The following is a 19,965-nucleotide window of genomic DNA, read 5'->3' on the forward strand; positions in this document are numbered from 1 at the left end:
CCTCTAAAATAAAACTCCCCCTCCTTTTGATAAAAAACGTTCGGATTGTACATTTAGAACCTTGAACGTAACCATTATTAGTTTAATGAAGGAAATGATCGTGAAGTAAGGACTCATGGATTGGAAAATGTTCTGGGGAGCGGTTTTAAGATTAGTCTGCGCCTCCCTCCCTTTGATTATTTCCCCAAAAAAAGGAAATGGAAGTATGCTCACGGTAAATGATACCGTTACTCATAAATTAGGATTACTTTTAATTATAGGTTTAATTATCTTGCTTTTCGCAGTAAGCCGCTACGGAGATATAAAAACTCGAAGATAAGAAGACAAAGCCGGTATTTAAACCATGGTCATGAGCGGAATAGAAATTAAAAAAAGCCCTTTCTGACTTTAACAGAAAAGGGCTTTATCTCTATTAGTAAGAAACAATGTTGAAACCAGAATCGACGTGAATAATCTCGCCTGTAACACCTCTTGAAAGGTCACTCATCAAGTAATAAGCCGTGTCACCGACCTCTTCTTGTGTCACTGGTCTGCGCAATGGAGAACGTTCTTCAATGACAGAGAGAATCTGATTGAAATCACCGACTCCTTTTGCAGAAAGCGTACGAATTGGCCCAGCGGAGATCGCATTAACACGAATGTTATGTTTCCCTAGATCGTTCGCCAAGTATTTCATGCTTGCATCAAGGCTTGCTTTTGCTACTCCCATAACGTTGTAGTTTTTCACTACTTGCTCGCCGCCAAGGTAAGTAAGGGTCAAGATGCTTCCACCATCAGTCATCAATGGCTTCGCAGCTCGTGCGACTGCAGTCAGGGAATAAGAACTGATGTTATGTGCTGTCAGAAAGCCATCTCGACTTGTATTCAAGAACTCATCTTTCAACTCGTCACGGTTGGCAAAAGCGATGCAGTGAGCCAGACCGTGAATGGTGCCTACGTCCTCTTGAATTTTCTCAAACGTCTGGATGATGGCTTCGTCATTGGTGACATCACATTCATAAACGAGTGACTCTTCCCCACCTTCAAGCGTTTCAGCAAGGTCTTTGACAGATTTAGCAAAGCGCTCAGAAGCAACGGTGAATATCAATCGCGCTCCAGCTTCATGAAGGGATCGAGCTATGCCCCAGGCAATACTTCGTTTATTGGCCACTCCCATGACCACATACGTGCGTCCTTCTAAAGAAAAATTCATTCCATATCCTCCTTGAGGTAATTTCAACATTTAGGATTTGTTATTAGTACCTGCTCCTATTTTATAATAGATAAGGTACCACCCGCAACCTGATTGCTATTAATGATTAACGACTTCACTTACGTTTACCCTGTTCGTTAAGCAAGTAAGCGGGGATTGTTAAATAAAGAACTTTGTTGTTCAAAGCATTTAAAGATCGCTAACTTTATAAGTAAACGCTTCTTGAAGACGTGATCTCGAGATTTTGTGTGAATTTAGGGTCATTGGGGAAGGGATCGCTTTCCTGTGGGGGAACTGGCGAGCTTCCTCGGGCTGCGCCCTGTGGGATCTCTCCTATTTCCTTCTCCCACGGGAGTCTCCCCATTCCCAAATGACCCTTGCCCTATGAGGTTCTCGAAATCCACCTACTTAGAATCATTTTATCGTATGGTGGATGGGAAAACGGCGAGACTCCTGTGGGATGAACATGCTAGATGAGACCCCGGAAAACCAAGTTTGAGAAGGCTCACCGCATGCCCACGGAAAGCGAGTCGTTTTCCCATCCACCATCACTCACACAAATGTCTCGAAACTGGAGGCGAGATTTGAAGAGTAAAGCAAAAAGTGTAAGGATCTATAAGTATCCTTACACTTTCTTTGTGACTAACACCACTCGCAAAATTCTAGTTCCATCTTTAATTCATCCACATATTCATGCGAGCCGGTGACGATAAGCCGGTCTCCCATCTTCAGTTCCGTATCTCCATGAGGGACGATGGAATCCTTCCCACGGAAAATTCGGACCATAATCACATCTCCTGTGAATGGGAATTCCCTTAAATACATGCCATTGTATTCCGAGTTGTTCATATTGATCTGATACAACGCCGTTTCTTGATTCGTTAAAATATCAACGACGTTTGGCGCTTCGATCATCGCTTTCAACAGAGCTTTTGAGGATAAGAATACAGAGAAGACGCTGATATTCAAGTCTCTCATTTCTGATGCAAGCTCTGGAGATTCAATCCGGGCGATCACTCTCTCGACTCCTTGCTCCTTCGCGTACCGGGCGACTTCTGCATTCTTTTGCTCATCACCCGTTGAAGCAACAACAAGATCGACATCAAATACACCGTACTCTTTCATCGATTCAACCTCATACCCATCCACTTCTTTAATATCAAAGCAAGAACGGCTGATTTTGTCATCAATTTTATCTACTTTTGTGTGATACAAATGAGTTTCATAGGCATTAATGTCTAACTCTCGAACAACAGGCAGTGTCATACGGTTTGATCCGATAAATGAGACAACCACTTTGTGATCCTCATCTTCAAACCGTCCATAGATTTTCTTAAAGACGATCGGCGCAACAAGACAAGTAAGGACAGCGACTAAAATAAGCGCTCCCTCCATTTGGGCATCGATCATCCCTTCTCTTTCTCCAATGGTCGCTGCTGCGATAACTAGTGAAAGAGTCGAAGTCAAAATAAAACCAGTACTAAGCACAGTTCTGGTATCGTACCACTTTTTCAAAATAAGAGCAGGCACAATTTTTGAAACAAGAAGTGCTATGAATAATAGAGGTATTAAAATGACGACGCGGCTGTCCGTAAACAAGCTCCAAATATCAATTTCTACCCCGACCATTACGAAGAAAATCGGAATAAGGAAACCGTATCCAAAGCTGTCGAGTTTCTTAACCATCTCCTGGTTGGGGGACAGCAATGATACAAGTGTTCCGGCTAAGAAAGCACCCAGTATATTCTCAGCTCCAACCGTTTCAGAAAGAGCCACAAGCAATATAATCAAGGTGAAGACAGCCCTCGTATCGATTTGGATCGTTCCTTTCGCCATCGTTTCAATAAACGACTGATGACGGAACTGCTTTCCTACGAAGTACAGCAAAACTCCGACGGCAAATAAGAGCAGCAATAGCCAAGTGTTTCCGTGACTTTCTCCGTACAAAGAAACGAAGATGGCCAGTAGAATCATTGTAGCTAAATCGGCAATAACGGCTATCAAAAGAATCGTCTGCCCGATTGTCGTTTTCATCATCTGGGCATCCTTCAGCGTCGGCACAACGACACCGAGGGAAACCGTCGAAATAATTAACGTCATCAAGAAGGCGTTATCGATAAACCCTGCCAGGACAAATAAGTAAGATAGTCCAAGTGACAGAGCAAAAATACCGATAAATACAATCAGGGCGACAAATACTGGATTAGGTGCTCCAGTTCCTTTATTTTCAGGTTTGGCTTTCTTTTTTCTACGGGCAAATATGGAGAAGTCGATCTCAAGTCCACTCAAAAACATCAGGAAAATGAACCCTAATGTTGAGAGAATTTCAAGCCAGCTTCCTTGTTCAACTAAATCGAACCCGCTTTGTCCTATAATCAACCCAACTATGATCTCTGCGACCACGACTGGAATCATATTCAATTTAAATCGATGCAAAATGATGGGAGTAATAAATGCTGCAAGAATGACAATAACTAGTGATGTTACTGAAGCACCATGTTCCATACTCGCCCTCCTTCCGTTAAATCAATAAGTTCATAAAAGCGGTCGCCATCCCAAAGTAAATCAAGATGGAAATGATGTCATTAATCGTGGTGATGAACGGACCGGAAGCAACGGCAGGGTCTATATTGAACCGATGCATAATAAGCGGAACGAGAGATCCAGCCAGGGTGGCCACAATCAAAGTCAATAGGATTGAGACACCAACAAGGAGCCCTAAAAAGAAGTTCCCTTGCCAGAAATAAACGATCAATGTAATTAACAATCCGCAGGACACACCTGTAATAAGGCCAGTACCTGCCTCCCTGAACATCATCTTCCATTTTCCTTGTTTATCAATTTCACCAGTAGCAATTCCGCGGACAGCGACGGCAAGAGCCTGTGTACCTGTGTTCCCTGCCATACCGGCAATCAATGGAATAAACACAGCTAAAATAGCTACTTTATCCAATGTTTCTTCAAATCTTCCGATAAGACTTGCAGTTAAACTTCCTAAAAAAAGAAGGATGACAAGCCATGGAAGTCGTTTTTTTGCTGAAGCGAACGCATTTTCATCAGGACTATCAACATCGGAAACCGCGGCTAACTTGGAATAGTCATCGCTTGCTTCTTCTTCCATGACATCCATAATATCATCAACCGTAATGATTCCGAGCAAGTGGTTCTGAAAATCGACAACCGGCAAAGCGAGAAAGTCATAGTCCCTAACCATTCGGGCAACTTCCTCCTGATCTTCTCCAACAGATACGGAGACAACACGTTCATTCATGACATCAGAGATCATCCAGTCCTCTTCAGAAATAATCAGATCTCTTAAGGATATGACGCCGACCAACCGTTTATCCTCATCAATCACATACGTGTAGTAGATGGTCTCAGCATCCGGGGCTTCCGTACGTAAATGGACCATCGCCTGTTTAATCGTCATGTTCGCTTTTACCACAACGAACTCCGTCGTCATAATTGATCCGGCTGTTTTTTCTTCATAATGAAGCAAATCTTTTATTTCTTGAGCTGCTTCATTATCCATTATCGTCAAAAAGCTTGCTACTTTGTCTTTGTCTAATTCGTTAAAAATATCGACAGCATCGTCTGTCGACATCTCCGCAAATACTTGAGCGGCAAAACGAGGATCCATCTCGGAGAAAAATGGCTCGATGTCCTCGTAATCAATATGTTCCATAACATCAGCGACTTCTTCTGGAGACAGGTAAGTGTAGATTTGCATACGGACATCTACTTCTAATCCTTCAAAGATTCTCGCTTGATCATAAGGGTGGAGTTCTAAAAATTCTGCACGAAATTGATCGATATGATCATTTAACAATGCATCCTCAATATTGCTCCAAACCTCTTGGCGCTCCTGGTCATCTAAATGTTCCATAAGCAACCCTCCTCGACGTCCTTATCGTCTTTGACCGTTTAATCTTAATTGTCCATATAGGGTTTGTCAACGAATGTATTTTCTTTTTAAATAAATCCTAACACTTTGCTTAAAATTATCCCTATAATCATGTACACTTACAATTATACCCGAAGTTTAACAGATTGCTCGATAGAAAGGGAACAAACATGAATGATTATCAACAATCCTCACCGATTGATTTTACCGTTATTTTCGTCGTTATTGCTTTTGGCATTATCAGTTGCTATACCTTATATACTGTAAATCCATACTTAGGAGTCATCGACCAGGGAGCTTACATGAAGCAAATTGTCTGGTACGTACTCGGTTCGATTGGAGCAGCGATTGTCATGATTGTTGACTATGACCGCCTCAACCAGATTGTCTGGGGACTTTACGGATTTGGGGTTCTTATGCTGCTTATGATTTTCTTGAATATCCCTCCCGGCATTGTCCATGCATCAGGCGGAGCCGTCAGTTGGTTCAAATTTCCGGGGATTGGTACTATTCAACCTTCTGAATTCATGAAAGTTTTTCTAGTTATTACATTAGCTCATGTAATTGTCAGACATAATGAAAAGAATAGAGTTAGAACGATCAAATCAGATCTTCTATTATTACTTAAATTAATAGGGCTTGCGTTTGTCCCTATGGGTTTAATCGCCGTACAGCCAGACTTAGGAACTTTCTTAGTATTAGGCTCGATTACTGCATTCATGATTCTTGTCTCAGGTATTCAATGGAGAATTCTACTTTCTATCATATCTTCCATTTTTCTTATGGTCGGTGTAGTCGCATTAATGTTTGTCCTTAATTTTTCTCAAGTGACAACATTCTTAGAGGAATCCGTGTTTGCTCACGTGGATTCCCGTTTTTATGGATGGCTGCAGCCTGAAAAATATGAACAAAGTGCAGGATTGCAATTGCTTAAGTCGATTACAGCCATCGGTTCTGGTCAGTTGACAGGAAAAGGTCCAGGTAACTTCGAAGTGACCGTTCCTGAGCGCCATACCGATATGATTTTCACGGCAATTTCCGAACAATTCGGGTTCGTCGGATCCAGTATTGTCGTGACTCTGTTTTTCTTATTGCTCTACCGTATGATCCAGATCGCTTTCGAAAGTAATGACGCCTTTGGAAGTTACTTAATCGTCGGAATCGTCGCTATGATTGCGTTTCAGTTTTTCCAAAACATCGGAATGTCGATCCAGCTCCTTCCGATTACTGGACTGCCGCTTCCTTTTATAAGTTATGGAGGAAGTTCGACACTCGCTTATATGTTTGCGATCGGCATCGTCTTAAATGTAAAATCGCGAACCAAAACGTACATGTTTGAATAAAGGAAACAAAAGGTGGGGAAGCTTGAAACAGTCTTCCCACCTTTTTTTATAGGAGGAAATCAGAATGAAAGTTGACATTATCGGCGACATCCACGGCTGTCTTCCAGAGCTGGAAGCGTTGTTTATCAAGATGGGATACGACTGGAAAAATGGCTTACCCATTCATCCCGATGGACGCACCCCCGTGTTTGTCGGAGACTTAGCCGACCGTGGCCCAGCCTCCATCGCATGCATCCGACTCGTGTACCGGCTCGTAATTGAAGAAAATTCAGCCTTATATGTGCCAGGTAATCACTGCGATAAGCTGTACCGTTTTTTCAAAAGTAACCCTGTTCAAGAGACTCACGGATTAGAAACGACCACTGCTGAATACCGTGACCTCTCAGGGAAAGAACAAGAAGAAGTAAAAGAGCAATTTTTAAAACTGGTTGAAGAGTCACCTCTCTATCATGTCATCCCTGAGGTCAATGCTGTCGTCGCCCATGCTGGTATAAAAGGAGAAGATATTGGAAACAAAAACAAACGCATCAAAACATTTGTCTTATATGGAGACATTACAGGAGAGAAGTTGCCAGACGGCCGGCCTGTTCGTCGCGATTGGGCCCAGCATTATACAGGAGACCGCTGGATTGTATATGGGCACACCCCAACAAAAGAGCCCCGTTTCGTCAACAAAACGGTGAACATTGATACGGGGTGTGTATTTGGTGGCCACTTAACGGCTTTTCGCCTGCCTGAAGAGGAAATTGTTCAGGTGCCTTCCTCCATGCCATATGTAGAAGAGAAATTTAGATATTAAAAAAGATCAGGGATTTTCCTGATCTTTTTTTATGGCTCGTGGTTAGTTCGAAACTTAAAACAGCTTAGAAGAACACCGCAACAAATAGGCCGATTATAATTAATGGTAGGAACACAAATGATAGAACCCAAATGTTAACAGTGCTTGGATCATTAAAAAGTGACTTACGAAAAAAATATAAGAAAACTCCGATCAGAACTAACCCTGTAATGACGATCATCGTGTACACAACTCGCACACTCCTATAGAAGACTTTTCTCTTGCTTCCAGCCTTCATACTAGCATAATTTTCCATTTTAATCATAAAAAAGATCGGACCTATAACCCGACCTTCTATTCTTTGAAATTTTCCCAAGTCTTCGGTATTGCTGAAGCGAAACTCATTCTCTCCTTCGTCCAAGGATGGAGAAACTTTACTTGATGACAGTGCAGCGCTTGCCCCTGTAAAAACGCCATTTCTTCCCCATCATACAGTGCATCACCTGCTAGTGGATGCCCGAGATGAGCCATATGAACACGGATTTGATGAGTCCTGCCTGTCAGAAGCTCAAGCTCAACAAGAGTAAAATGCTTATACCTTTCCTCTGTATGATAAATGGTTTGAGAGGTCTTTCCTTCTGCTGAAATCGTTCTTCTTATGATAGAGCCTGCCATTCGAGCAATCGGTTCATCAATCACTCCTTGGTCTTGTAGGACGACTCCATGAACAATGGCTTTGTATCTGCGCTCGATTTGTTTTTGTTCCTTTGTCAGGAGCATATGGCTGTATGCATGTTTAGCAACAACCATGAGTCCTGATGTGTCCCTGTCCAGCCTTGTTACGATATGGATCGTCGAAGAGATGCCCTGCTTGTCATAGTAGTAAAGCAGCCGATTCGCTATCGAAGTCTGAGAACGATCAATGGAAGGAATGACAGCTACTCCTGCAGGCTTATCAAGTACAAGCAAATCTTCATCCTCATACACAATGGAAAGCGGACCTTCTTCTGGGAAAATCCGCTCCCCTCGATCCTCCTCAGGAAAGCAAACGGTCACCTCATCACCCGTATGAAGCGGCTTCCATAACTCTGAAGAAGCTTCATTGACTAGCACCTTGCCTGCTTCCTTCACTCGCTTGAAGATTTGTCTTGAAAATCGTCCGTATTCGAATAAAAAAGCTTTTACAGAATAGCCATCCCACTCTTCCGGGACAAGCCACGTTTTAACTAACGGCTTCACCCGTTATGCTCATCCGATACGAAGGAATCGTGAACCCTTTTCCAAAAAGGAAATGGACGGAAACGAGCGAATCGTACCTTCTCACGGGCCACTCTGCACTGAATCGACTTTACGTCTTTATACGTACGCGTAATATGATCGATGGTGAAGAGGAAACTGCGTTCATTCAAGGGTTTCAAGAGACATGTATGATGGCTTGGTAAAATGAGTGGAGAACCGATTGTCCGGAAGACGCGGTTATTGATTGAAGCCATCTCAGCAATTTGAATCGCTTCAATCGATGGATGCAAAATCGCTCCTCCAAGTGCTTTATTATAGGCTGTACTGCCAGAAGGAGTAGAAATACAAAGTCCGTCTCCCCGGAACGTTTCAAAATGATCTCCTTTAATTTCAATATCAAGCACAACAGAACCTTCAGACGTTTTGATTGCACATTCGTTCAAAGCTAAATACCGATCCTCTTCTCCTCCACTTTTCGGACGAATGGTTACTTCAAGAAGTGGATATTCAACAACCTGAAAAGGCGTTTTGGCAATTTCTATGATCAGCTTTTCCAATTCATCCGGCATCCAGTCTGCATAGAAACCTAAATGGCCAGTATGAATCCCGATAAAAGCCGTTTCATCTAGCCTGTGGACATACGTATGAAAAGCCTCAAGCAGAGTTCCGTCTCCTCCCACTGAGATAGCGAGATCAGGCTCATCTTCATTGTACTCTAGGTTGAATTCTGTCAGGTAGTTTTTGATTTTTGTACGGATTTCGTTAGATTTTTGATCTCCTTTAGATAAGATCGAGAACTTCATCAGGCCTTTCAACTCCTCTATCCTTTTTTAGGCTCCTTCTTTTTATCTTCTTTACGCAGGAACACCTTCTGAGCCTCTTGAATTTCACTTTTAATTTTCGACATTTCTTCATCCAATTGGAAAGCGGCCTCCGCTGCCCGTTTTAGCCTTGATTTGACTTCAGTTGGTATTTTGCCCGCATATTTATAATTTAACGAATGCTCATTCGTTGCCCAGAAATTCATGGCAAGCGTTCTGATTTGTATTTCTGCAAGAACGATCTTCTCCCCATGAATAGTTTCTACTGGATAATTGATAATTACGTGGTAAGAACGGTAACCGCTGTCTTTTTTACGAGTGATATAGTCTTTCTCTTCCACAATATCGAAATCGTGGCGGTTTTTCAGCATATCAACGACGGCATAAATGTCATCAACAAACTGACATACGACTCTAACACCTGCAATATCTTGTAACTCTTTCTCAATGTTTTCAGGATTGATCGCTTTGCGGCGTGCTTTCTCAATAATACTGGATTTCGGTTTTACCCGGCCCGTCACAAATTCAATCGGGGACTGTTCCATTTCATATTCGAACTGGCGCCGCATCCCTTTTAATTTTACTTTCAATTCTTCTACGACTTGCGCATAAGGAGCTATAAATATATCCCAATTCATGTAGCGCCCACCTTTATGTATCCAATCTATATAGTAAATATGTGCGTTTTCTCTTAGGTTCATTGTATCATAAATACAAGAGACATCTGAAATAACAAAAGGAGGTTCTCGCATGTCCCAAGAAATCGAAATTGAATTCAAGAATTTATTAACTTTGGAAGAATACGAACAAGTCTATCAGTATTTACCATTCAAATCAGTTGAACTTATAGAACAAACCAATTATTATTTTGAATCAGATGATTTTAAGCTCCGTGAACAGGGTGCTGCTTTACGTATTAGAAAGAAAAATGACCAATGGATGCTCACGTTAAAACAGCCTCACGAAGAAGGTCTTCTTGAAACTCATGATTCCCTTACGGAAGAGGAAGCAAACTTATGGATACAAAACAAAATGGTTGAAAAGCCTCATACAAAAAAGCAGCTTCGTGAGCTTGATATTTCCGTAGATGAACTTACGTACCTCGGCTCTTTAACCACTCGCCGTAAAGAATTAGAATTTAAAGAAACAACGGTAGTTATTGACCACAGTTTATATTACGACGAAGAAGACTTTGAACTTGAAGTCGAAGCTCCTTCCAAACAGCAAGGTGAAGAAGTTTTTGAAGAAATTTTGTCGGCATGCGATATTCCTAAGCGAGAGACAGATAATAAGATCAGACGCTTTTACAAAGCCAAGCTGAAATCAGAATAGTTGCCGTAATGATAAGCCATTGCTAAAATGGATAAACAGACAGGAAGGGATTTTATGCAACAACGACCTGGATCAATCTATGAAGAACTCGGTAAAGAAAAAATCGATGAGCTTGTAGAAGCTTTCTATAAACGTGTAAGTCAACATCCGGATTTAATTCCGATCTTTCCCGATGATTTAACAGAGACGATTCGTAAACAAAAACAATTTCTCACACAATTTTTTGGAGGTCCGCCTCTCTATATCGAAGAACATGGTCACCCGATGCTGCGTGCAAGACATTTGCCATTCAAAATCACACCCTCAAGACGTGACGCTTGGCTATCTTGCATGTCTGGAGCAATGAATGAAGCACAGATTGAAGAGCCGTTCCGTTCAGCCATGTTTGAACGATTAACGATGACGGCCAACCACATGATGAATACACCAGAGGACGAGAAAGGAGAATCGATGTGAGTTGGAAGAGCCTGAGCAGCCATAAAGATACTCAAGGAACAGCAAGCGGCTTTTTTAATCTTCTGAAACGCCCGATTGAAATTTACGTCTTTATCGATCCGCTCTGTCCTGAATGTTGGTCACTCGAACCATTTCTAAAAAAACTCACCATCGAATATGGTCGCTTTTTTACTCTCCGCCCGATTATTGGTGGTCAATTAGCTTCCTGGAATCAAAATAAGAAAGTAAAACCCGAGAATTTAAAGCAGGCTTGGGATAAAACTGGGTGCCAGACAGGGATGTGCTGTGATGGAGACGTATGGCTGGAAAATCCAGTTTCCTCCCCTTTTTCAACCGCTCTTGCTGTGAAAGCAGCTGAATTGCAGGGGAAGAAGGCTGGCATGAGATTTTTACGCAAGGTTCAAGAATATGTTTTTCTTGAAAAACAGAACATTTCAGATGAAGAAGTATTGATCGAATGCGCAGGTAAGAGCCGCCTGGATGTAGAGGAATTTAAAAAGGACCTTCATTCAGAAGCTGCAAAAAAAGCCTTACAGTGTGATTTGAAGCTAACAAAAGAAATGGAAGTCGACTCTACTCCGACCATTGTGCTTTTTAATGAATCTGAGGAAGATGCTGGCCTAAAAATTACGGGGCTTTACTCTTACGACGTATATGTGAAAGTGTTGAAGGAAATGCTTCAGAAAGATCCCAAACCAGCGATTAAACCAGAACTTGAGGATTTTCTTCAGCATTTTCGCTTTGTAGCTAATAAGGAAATCGCGGTGGTATATGACTGGAGCGAGCAGCAAGCAAAAAAAGAGATGAAAAAGCTCGTCCTAAAACAAAAAGTAAGAGAGATTCCAGTAAAGCACGGAGCTTTTTGGGAGTATCTCGGCTGAACAGATTAGCCTCCATTAGTGGGGGCTTATTTTTTTACTGTTTCATTAGTGGCTATTTCCCATGTATCAGCTCTTCCCCTTCAACATACTCATGTATAAAGGGGGAATGTCCACATGAAGCGTCTAATCTTGTTGCTATGTATCCTCACTCTTATCGTACTTTGCTTTTTCCATTTATTTGCCTTGATGCGCCTATACCCGTTATATATTACCTCTCCACTCCTCTTCTTTACGATATACTTGACCATCGCTTCCTTTTCCCACCGAAAGACTTTTCGCGGATTTCATAAATAATGAACCCACGTGATAAAAAATCACGTGGGTTTTCAATTATTTCAGGAGTGCTTCCATTTCATTAAGTTTTTCTTCAAAAACATCGAGAGCTGAGAGGATTGGGTCTTTTGAAGTCATATCGACTCCAGCACGCTTCAAGACCTCTATCGGATAATCACTGCTTCCTGCTTTAAGGAAACTCTTGTAGCGATCAACGGCTGCCTCACCTTCTGAAAGAATCTGATCAGCAAGAGCTGTTGCTGCCGCATATCCTGTCGAGTACTGATAAACATAGTATCCCATATAGAAGTGTGGAATCCGTGCCCATTCCAGCCCGATTTTTTCATCGACGACTATATTGTCACCAAAGTATTTCTTGTTCAAGTCATAGTAAATTTCCGTCAGCTTATCCGCGGTCAAAGCTTCTCCATTTTGAGCCTGGATGTGAATCTCATGTTCAAATTCCGCAAACATAGTCTGGCGGAAGACTGTTCCTCTGAAGCCTTCCAAAAAGTTGTTCAGCAAGTATAACTTTTCTTTTTCACTCTTCGTATTTTTTAGCATATAGTCATTGAGCAATGCTTCATTACACGTGGAAGCCACTTCGGCCACGAAGATCGAATAGTTTCCGTACCGGTAAGGCTGATTTTTATGCGTGTAATAGCTATGCAAGGAGTGACCAAGCTCGTGAGCAAGCGTAAATAAGTTATTTACGTTATCCTGCCAGTTCATAAGGATATATGGATTTGTTCCATAATGACCGGAAGAATAAGCACCGCTTCGTTTTCCTTTATTCTCCACGACATCGATCCAACGGTTTTCAAAGCCTTCTTTAACGATATTGACGTACTCTTCACCTAAAGGTTCTAAACCTTTTAATACCTGTTCTTTTGCTTCTTCGTACGAAATTTCCATTTCAGCGTCTTTTACAAGAGGTGTGTAAATGTCATACATATGAACTTCGTCCAAACCAAGTGTCTCTTTACGAAGCTCTATATAGCGGTGCAGCAACGGAAGGCGTTCATTGACGGCTTCAATTAAATTGTCATACACTGTTTCCGGGATATTGTTATTGTTAAGCTTGGCTTGACGTGCCCGATCGTAATTTCTGACAGTGGCGTTAAAATTGTTCTTTTTAACATGGCCGCTTAGTGTTGAAGCAAATGTATTTTTGAAGGATCCGAAAGTATCATACATGGCTTCAAATGCAGCTTTCCTTACTTCTCGATCAGATGATTTTAGAAAACCTACGTACCTGCCGTGAGTCAGATCCACTTCTTCCCCTTCTTCATTTTTAATTGAAGGGAATGTAAGGTCCGCATTATTCAGTGCTCCAAAAGTTTGTGAAGGATTCGACCCAATTTCAGAAAAACCTGCGAGAAGCTTTTCTTCTTTTTCACTAAGTACATGCGGGCGCTGGCGGCTGATTTCATCCAGCGTATGAGAATATTCCTTAAGAGGCTCATAATCCTTTATGAATTGCTTAATTTTCTCTTCAGGAAGACTTAGGATCTCAGGCACAATAAAGCTCATCGATGAAGCAATTTTCGTATATAGGCTTTCTGCCTTCGCGTTCATCTCCTGATAATGAGAATTTGTTGTATCCTGATCATTTCTCATATGGGCATAGGTATAAAGCAAACCGATTTTATTAGAAAGCTTATCTTGAAAGGCTAACAGGTTGTAAAGATTTTCACCTGACTCATCAAGCGTCCCTCGATATTGGTCAAGCTCAGGCAAAAGCTGTTTAATATTCTCAAGTTCTTTATACCATTCTTCATCTGTAGCGAATATTTCTTCAAGATTCCACGTTTTTTCAACTGGAACTTCATCTCTTTTTGGTAATTCTTTAGTAGAAGCCATAAACATCCTCCTTTATTTAATCGTTCCCCTAAGAAAGTTCTCGACTTAGGGAACAAACCCTGCTAAATTATGAATTCTTTGTAAATTTTTTTAACTGATTTATCAAATTTTTGTCATCTTCGAGGGCATTCTTCATATTTTGATGAAAAATTATATCTTTTTTCTTTACCCATTGGTTTTGATTAATCTTTTTAAGCACTCCCAAGCCATCTAATAAATTTACATATTGCATAGTTACATCTACTTGATACTGGTTGATTGTCGGTGGAGTAAAGATGGACGGAAATTGACCAATTTCACCAACAGACTTTTTCATAAAATGGTCCATGAGCAGACGGGTCTGCCAAATATAGGGCTTCATATTAAGAGAAAGCTGGCCAGGAACCGGTAAATAACAGACCGATGGAATGAGTGAAAAGTGATGTCCGTTTAGGTAAACATATTGTCTAAATTGATATTCAAGAGAACTAACTTTTGCCTTGTATCGAGTTCGGTAATTATATAATAGCTTTTCCCATGAATGGGTCAGAGGATACTTTAAAGAAGATTTTTTGGAGTTAAATAATTGAGGAAATTTAAAGGATGGGAGTGGATAATCATTAACTATTCCATAAACAAATGGTTTCCCTGTGTAATGAAGATTTGAAAGCACGATCATTTGTTTTCGATCAGGGTCATAAAAATATAAGTGAAAATGATCATTGAAATAATAAAGGAAAGACCGTAAAAAGTCATTCAAAAGAAAATTACGGTGACTTTGCTGTTTTAGATGGTTGATACCCAAAATCCATAAAGGAAAAATTCCTTCCTTAAGATAGGCTTGGTTACGCTTAGTGATCTCTTTTATAGAAATAGCAGAGCACTGATACTCAAGTGCAATTTTTTTCTCTCTAAAAGTGAGGAGAATATCCGGCCGCTGTTGAATTTCTTTTACATAAACTTCTAATTCTACGTTGTAGGACTGCCTTTTCATCCAGTGGTATAGGTCCCATTTTCCTGCCTCATGAGCGACTGATTCTCCTTTATATAGAACGCAGTTACTCTTCGGAAAATGGGCAAAATGAGGAGCCACCTTAGGTCCAGCCCTAATCAGCAACCTTTCATGACAATTCGGACAGTGAAAAGTGTCGGATTTGATTTGGCGGAGTTCATCCATTGTCAGTTGATACAAAGATGTCAACTCCCCATGATGATTGACGGCATAATACAATCCACCACCTCCTTCTTTTACACTATTCGACATGAACCATTATTTTCCTCCTAAAACAAAAAAATAAGCACACAGGAGGTGTGCTTGTAGAATGATTAATCAACTGGAAAATATTCTTTCACCGATTGTAAAGCATGTTCAGAGAAAATCACTTTCCCATATTCTTCAAGTCGATGAACGGTGATGGATGACTCAATTCCAAATTCCATCAGCTGACTTAAAATATTTTCTTGTTCGTCATCACTCATATTTTCATCAGTGAACTGAATATATAAATAGTACTTATCTTCAAAATGGAATAAACGCAAATCAAGGGATTCATCCAGAGACAAATAGTGACTCAATTGAATGACATCTTCAAACTCATTGAACTTGAGTGTAAAAGTAAGTGGTTCTTCGGAATAATCATTCAAATCCTCTTCGTCATCGTGGTCGTTATCATCCGTTTGAGACTGATTAAATTTATCATCTAGCAAAGATTCCAGTTTTTCATCGACCGGTACATCAATCGCTTTACCATCATCATTAGGTAGTTCCAGCTTTTGCCCGTCTTGGGAAACTTGAGCCTTCGTTACGATGACTTCTAAGCCTTTGTCCATAGCCTGAACTTGGATCCAAAGCGGACCATCGGCCTGGAAATTTTCCTGGTCATTGACTTCATCCATCATTTCCCAGAAAAGCTGTTCACTTCGTTCACGGTTATACCAGATTTCTTCTCTGTCGAAACCGCGTTGTTCAACGTCCTGGTAGGACACATAAAACTTAACAGTGTTTTCATTGATACGTTCTATTTCCATACGTCTCTCTCCCTTCATAACATGTTTTAAGGGGGAAGGGAACACTCACCCTTTTAAGTTCGCTTATAAGAACCTTACCCGTTAGGTCAAAGCTTCAACCATCTTGATGTTTTGTTTAAGGGTTGATGTACTTCTATTGTATGACAGTGAAAGCCAAATGGAAAACAAATTGCTTTAATTCAGCATATGACCCTATTCTCGTGAATGCTTTCGTTTATCTCGGCATATCTTTTTATAGGTTGGGTTCCTATTTTAGCCTATTCTTCAATGTTTGTCACTACATAGTAGGAGGATTTCTTAATGAATTTGGACATGCTCGAACCCATACTCATCATCATTAGTATTGATATCATTTTAGGCGGAGATAATGCCGTGGTCATTGCATTAGCCAGTCGCAATCTTCCGCCTGAACAAAGAAACAAGGCCATTTTTTTAGGGACAGGTTTAGCTATTGCAGCAAGAATTTTGTTAACCACCGTCGCTCTTTATCTTCTCCAAATACCCTTTCTTCAATTAATCGGAGGATTGCTTCTTTTTTACATAGCACTGAAGCTGCTGACGGATGAAGATGACAACCAACAGATCAACGCAGGCGACAGCCTAATGGCAGCAGTCAAAACCATCGTTTTTGCAGATATCGTCATGGGTTTTGATAATGTGCTTGCTATCGCTGGTGCTTCACATAACAACATCGCTTTAGTTATTATGGGATTGTTGGTGTCTGTTCCTATTATTGTCTGGGGAAGCCGTTTTATCCTGATGCTGATGGACCGTTTTCCAATGCTCATTTATTTCGGAGCAGGTATTCTCGCTTATACAGCAGCTGAAATGGTGCTAGAAGACAGCTATGTTCTTCATGTTCTTTATGAATATCCAATGATTAAGGATTGGCTTCCAATTCTCGGCGTTGTTGCAACGATTAGTACCGGTTATTTCGTTAATAAGAAAAGAGAAGACGCAGCAGCCTGAATAACCTAAAAAAAAGCTGTGGCCGGATCCGGCCACAGCTTTTTGTATTAATTGACTAAGCGTTGCGCTTCTTTCAGTTGGAACGTTCGTACGCTTCTAGGCAAGAAGCGACGGATTTCATCTTCGTTGTATCCAACTTGCAATCGTTTGTCATCAATGATGATCGGACGACGCAATAGTCCAGGATTTTCTTGTATGAGATCAAAAAGCTCCTGCATTGGAAGTTGATCAAAATCAACTTTTAACTTTTGGAATACTTTAGAACGAGTTGAAATAATCTCTTCCGTTCCATCTTCAGTCATTCGCAATATTTCCTTGATTTCGTCTAAAGTTAGCGGCTCAGAGAAAATATTTCTCTCTGTGTATGCGATATCGTGCTCTTCGAGCCACGCTTTCGCTTTACGGCATGATGTACAACTAGGTGAGGTATAAAGTGTTACCATACAGAAACTTCACTCCTCAATATATTATGGTAAAATTTTGATTCCTTATTACTTTAAAATCAATATAATTTAACCTTGATTCTACTATATCACACTTGTCAAGTAATATCTATATTTCTTTAATAAAATCGGACAATGTAATTGTTTTTCACCTAATGCAGTACACTATTCCACATTTTAATCTCGTTTAAACCTCTTTTTTTATTTTTTTATTCTGTGATGCATTTTCAACTAAATGAATTCATTGAAAATACCCACCCGTAAACAGGTGGGTGTTACTTTAAACGTTTTTCGTTTTATCCAATTCATTAAGAATGTTTTCAGATTCACGCTCATCATCGATAGAAAGTACTTCATCGACAGGCTGGTATGATTTCCCGTAGAACTCTTCATCTTTATACGTGTGAATTTGGGTGTACATCTGTTTCATCTTATCATATATTTCTTCTTCAGAAGAATCTTCAGGAGACCAATATAGAATTTCCATTTGATTGACTTCGTTTGTCGCTAACGAACGTCTTGTATAACCGATCGATTGCGCATGCTTGAAGCCTTCACGTTGATAAAAACGTAGACGCTTTTCTGTATCCGTTTCATCATAGTCGACAGGCTCTACTTCAAGAATGATCGGCTTCCCTTTTGCTTTCATTTTCTCGATGAGTTTATGGCCAAGTCCTTGACCCCGAGCATTAGTGGAAACGTATACATAATCAATAAAAATAAAAGTATCAAATTCTGCATACATCAGAACATGATTTTCGCCTTCATCTTTGTAATAAAGGTCACTTTTTTCCTTTAGTAACGCTTCCATATGCTCCTTTGATTTCATTTCCTCTACCGGAAAATATTCGTTCAGCTTTTCATACCAATTCATTGATCTACTCCCTTATCATTAGTCATTATTAATTATACCTGACTTTCCGTGCATTGTTAAATTGACCGAAAGTTCCCATTAGGTACAGTTCCCTATTTAGGATAAAAATAAACAAGGAATGGCTATATAACGCCACTCCTGCTGTTTTAATTCGTCGGTGTGTAATCGACGTTTGGTGTATAATTATTTCCAGCATTCCAAATCAAGTATTCATCGATTCCATTTTCTTTAAGAGCTTTTATTTGAGTTTCCACTTCAGCTTTTCCGTATTGCTTCGTTGGTCCTGAATACAACCATGGCGCTTCAAAGTCCTGAATCCATGGTCTAGATGTCGGCTTATTCTCCAATTTACTTAGAACCTCGTTTTCAACTTTTGCATATTCACTAACCAAACGGTAAGGTTCTGCATCAGGTTTTGAAATACCAAAGTATGGTCCCCAGTGACTTGGGTATATCATTGAAGAAATAACATCGACGTTGCTAGAGATCTTAGAGAAATTCTGACCGATATTCGGAGCCTCAGGGATTGTAGCAGAGTAACCGAAGATATCTACTGATACATCCACATCATAATTGCTCAGGCCTTCTTTCGCATAAGCTACAAAATCCGTGACTGCTTTAACACGCTTTTGTACTTCCTCCATTTCAAGGTTTGCATAATCTCCTTGATTGTATTCAAGGACATCGTCACGATTTCCAAACCCTTCAGGGAACCTTACATAATCAAACTGGATCTCCTGAAAGCCCATTTCCGAAGCCATTTTAGCAATCTCTAGATTGTAATCCCATACTTCCTTCATAAAAGGATTCACGAAAGCTTCTCCCCGTCCATTGACCCATACCTTACCGTTCTGAGTATAAGACAGGTCCGGGCGTTCTTTAGCGAGTAGAGAATCTTTGAACACAACTACACGCGCTATAGGATATATTCCCTTTTTCTCTAGTTCTTTCAGCATTTCTCTTGGATCATCTATGTACGATTCAGCAATATCTGCATATTTATCGTCTTCTGGTTCGAAGGTCAGGTTTCCATGGTCCTCCTTAATATCAATAACCATAGCATTTAAATCAGTAGAGTCGACTAGTTCTGTCAGCTCACTCATTTTTTTACCGCCGGCTGATGGACCTGTCACATAAATGCCTCTGACAGCGTCGGGATATTCAAAATCGAGACCTGAATCATAAACAAATCTCGCCGCCGGATCCGGGACCTTTAGCGCCGTTAACTCCACTGGCTTCTTCGTCAACAATTGAATTTCTTTTGCACTTTCTCCTTCTTCTGCGCTCACCGTTCCTAAAGGTAAGGTCAAAAGGAGCATGCTAGAGAAAATCAAAACACAAAGTTGTCTTTTCCCCATTTACATCCTACTTTCCTATTATATATTTTCCTTTTTATTATATAAGACGAGACTTTCTAGGAACAGGTTTATTTTTCAATTTTTCCCTATTCTCATGATAATACTACTAATTACCTATTATCCATTAGTGAAGATACTAATCACTCATTGGAAAAAAGCTGCATTCTTCAACAATATAGCAGAATAGTTGAATACTCGATTTCGGGGTACTGTGAGCTTTCCGTTGCCCAAA

Annotated in this window: 18 protein-coding genes; 6 read left to right on the top strand and 12 right to left on the bottom strand. The window is 40.5% G+C overall.

Going from position 1 to position 19,965, the window contains the following annotated elements; genetic code table 11:
- Positions 1-412 precede the first annotated feature (412 nt).
- The 3 genes from fabI to mgtE form a co-directional block, all read right to left on the bottom strand.
- Positions 413-1,192 carry an enoyl-ACP reductase FabI gene (fabI, locus tag HM131_RS14615; protein ID WP_085030467.1) on the bottom strand — a complete coding sequence of 260 codons (780 nt, stop codon included), beginning with the start codon at positions 1,190-1,192 and terminating at the stop codon, positions 413-415.
- A 642-nt stretch (positions 1,193-1,834) separates the two neighbouring features.
- Positions 1,835-3,697 (bottom strand): monovalent cation:proton antiporter family protein, encoded by a 1,863-nt coding sequence (locus HM131_RS14620; protein ID WP_085030468.1) that lies wholly within the window; start codon positions 3,695-3,697, stop codon positions 1,835-1,837.
- A 16-nt stretch (positions 3,698-3,713) separates the two neighbouring features.
- On the bottom strand, positions 3,714-5,078 hold the full coding sequence (gene mgtE, locus HM131_RS14625) for a magnesium transporter (RefSeq protein WP_085030469.1): 1,365 nt from the start codon (positions 5,076-5,078) through the stop codon (positions 3,714-3,716).
- Between the two features lie 188 nt (positions 5,079-5,266).
- Here mgtE and HM131_RS14630 point away from each other — a divergent pair, with 188 nt between their 5' ends.
- Together HM131_RS14630 and prpE are read left to right on the top strand one after the other, a co-directional pair.
- Complete coding sequence (locus tag HM131_RS14630; protein WP_085030470.1) at positions 5,267-6,439, top strand: FtsW/RodA/SpoVE family cell cycle protein; 1,173 nt, start codon at positions 5,267-5,269, stop codon at positions 6,437-6,439.
- 64 nt (positions 6,440-6,503) lie between these two features.
- The gene (prpE, locus tag HM131_RS14635) at positions 6,504-7,238 is read left to right on the top strand and encodes a bis(5'-nucleosyl)-tetraphosphatase PrpE (protein WP_085030471.1); all 735 of its coding nucleotides are present in this window, start codon (positions 6,504-6,506) and stop codon (positions 7,236-7,238) included.
- Positions 7,239-7,571: 333 nt separating this feature from the next.
- Here prpE and HM131_RS14645 read toward each other — a convergent pair whose 3' ends face one another.
- From HM131_RS14645 to HM131_RS14655, 3 genes are read right to left on the bottom strand one after another with little or no spacing between them, the layout of a single operon-like run.
- On the bottom strand, positions 7,572-8,456 hold the full coding sequence (locus HM131_RS14645; RefSeq protein ID WP_085030473.1) for an RluA family pseudouridine synthase: 885 nt from the start codon (positions 8,454-8,456) through the stop codon (positions 7,572-7,574).
- On the bottom strand, positions 8,453-9,259 hold the full coding sequence (locus HM131_RS14650) for an NAD kinase (protein ID WP_085030474.1): 807 nt from the start codon (positions 9,257-9,259) through the stop codon (positions 8,453-8,455). The genes HM131_RS14645 and HM131_RS14650 overlap by 4 nt, the downstream gene beginning before the upstream one ends.
- A 17-nt stretch (positions 9,260-9,276) precedes the next feature.
- On the bottom strand, positions 9,277-9,915 hold the full coding sequence (locus tag HM131_RS14655; protein ID WP_085030475.1) for a GTP diphosphokinase: 639 nt from the start codon (positions 9,913-9,915) through the stop codon (positions 9,277-9,279).
- A 112-nt stretch (positions 9,916-10,027) separates the two neighbouring features.
- Here HM131_RS14655 and HM131_RS14660 point away from each other — a divergent pair, with 112 nt between their 5' ends.
- Genes HM131_RS14660 through HM131_RS14670 form a run of 3 tightly spaced genes read left to right on the top strand, consistent with a single transcriptional unit; the run spans position 10,028 to position 11,946 of the window.
- A complete protein-coding gene (locus HM131_RS14660; protein ID WP_085030476.1) occupies positions 10,028-10,609 on the top strand; it encodes a CYTH domain-containing protein in 582 nt (193 codons plus the stop codon).
- Positions 10,610-10,663: 54 nt separating this feature from the next.
- Positions 10,664-11,065, top strand: coding sequence for a globin domain-containing protein (locus tag HM131_RS14665; RefSeq protein ID WP_085030477.1), 402 nt, complete (start codon positions 10,664-10,666; stop codon positions 11,063-11,065).
- Entirely contained in the window at positions 11,062-11,946 is an 885-nt protein-coding gene (locus HM131_RS14670) for a ClpXP adapter SpxH family protein (RefSeq protein WP_085030478.1), read from the top strand. Before HM131_RS14665 ends, HM131_RS14670 begins: the two co-directional genes overlap by 4 nt.
- A 330-nt stretch (positions 11,947-12,276) precedes the next feature.
- Here HM131_RS14670 and pepF read toward each other — a convergent pair whose 3' ends face one another.
- The 3 genes from pepF to mecA form a co-directional block, all read right to left on the bottom strand.
- The gene (gene pepF, locus HM131_RS14680) at positions 12,277-14,082 is read right to left on the bottom strand and encodes an oligoendopeptidase F (RefSeq protein ID WP_085030480.1); all 1,806 of its coding nucleotides are present in this window, start codon (positions 14,080-14,082) and stop codon (positions 12,277-12,279) included.
- A 67-nt stretch (positions 14,083-14,149) separates the two neighbouring features.
- A complete protein-coding gene (locus HM131_RS14685) occupies positions 14,150-15,325 on the bottom strand; it encodes a competence protein CoiA (RefSeq protein WP_085030481.1) in 1,176 nt (391 codons plus the stop codon).
- Positions 15,326-15,387: 62 nt separating this feature from the next.
- Entirely contained in the window at positions 15,388-16,089 is a 702-nt protein-coding gene (mecA, locus tag HM131_RS14690) for an adaptor protein MecA (RefSeq protein WP_085030482.1), read from the bottom strand.
- A 300-nt stretch (positions 16,090-16,389) separates the two neighbouring features.
- Here mecA and HM131_RS14695 point away from each other — a divergent pair, with 300 nt between their 5' ends.
- Positions 16,390-17,058, top strand: coding sequence for a TerC family protein (locus tag HM131_RS14695; protein ID WP_085030483.1), 669 nt, complete (start codon positions 16,390-16,392; stop codon positions 17,056-17,058).
- Between the two features lie 47 nt (positions 17,059-17,105).
- Here HM131_RS14695 and spxA read toward each other — a convergent pair whose 3' ends face one another.
- The 3 genes from spxA to HM131_RS14710 all read right to left on the bottom strand — a co-directional run bounded on the left by spxA (position 17,106) and on the right by HM131_RS14710 (position 19,733).
- Complete coding sequence (gene spxA, locus HM131_RS14700; RefSeq protein WP_035546175.1) at positions 17,106-17,501, bottom strand: transcriptional regulator SpxA; 396 nt, start codon at positions 17,499-17,501, stop codon at positions 17,106-17,108.
- A 280-nt stretch (positions 17,502-17,781) separates the two neighbouring features.
- Positions 17,782-18,375, bottom strand: a complete 594-nt coding sequence (locus HM131_RS14705; RefSeq protein ID WP_085030484.1) for a GNAT family N-acetyltransferase — start codon at positions 18,373-18,375, stop codon at positions 17,782-17,784.
- A gap of 146 nt (positions 18,376-18,521) precedes the next feature.
- Positions 18,522-19,733 carry a putative glycoside hydrolase gene (locus HM131_RS14710; protein WP_085030485.1) on the bottom strand — a complete coding sequence of 404 codons (1,212 nt, stop codon included), beginning with the start codon at positions 19,731-19,733 and terminating at the stop codon, positions 18,522-18,524.
- Between the last annotated feature and the right edge of the window lie 232 nt (positions 19,734-19,965).

This window comes from Halobacillus mangrovi (genome assembly GCF_002097535.1).
Lineage (GTDB): Bacteria > Bacillota > Bacilli > Bacillales > Halobacillaceae > Halobacillus > Halobacillus mangrovi_A.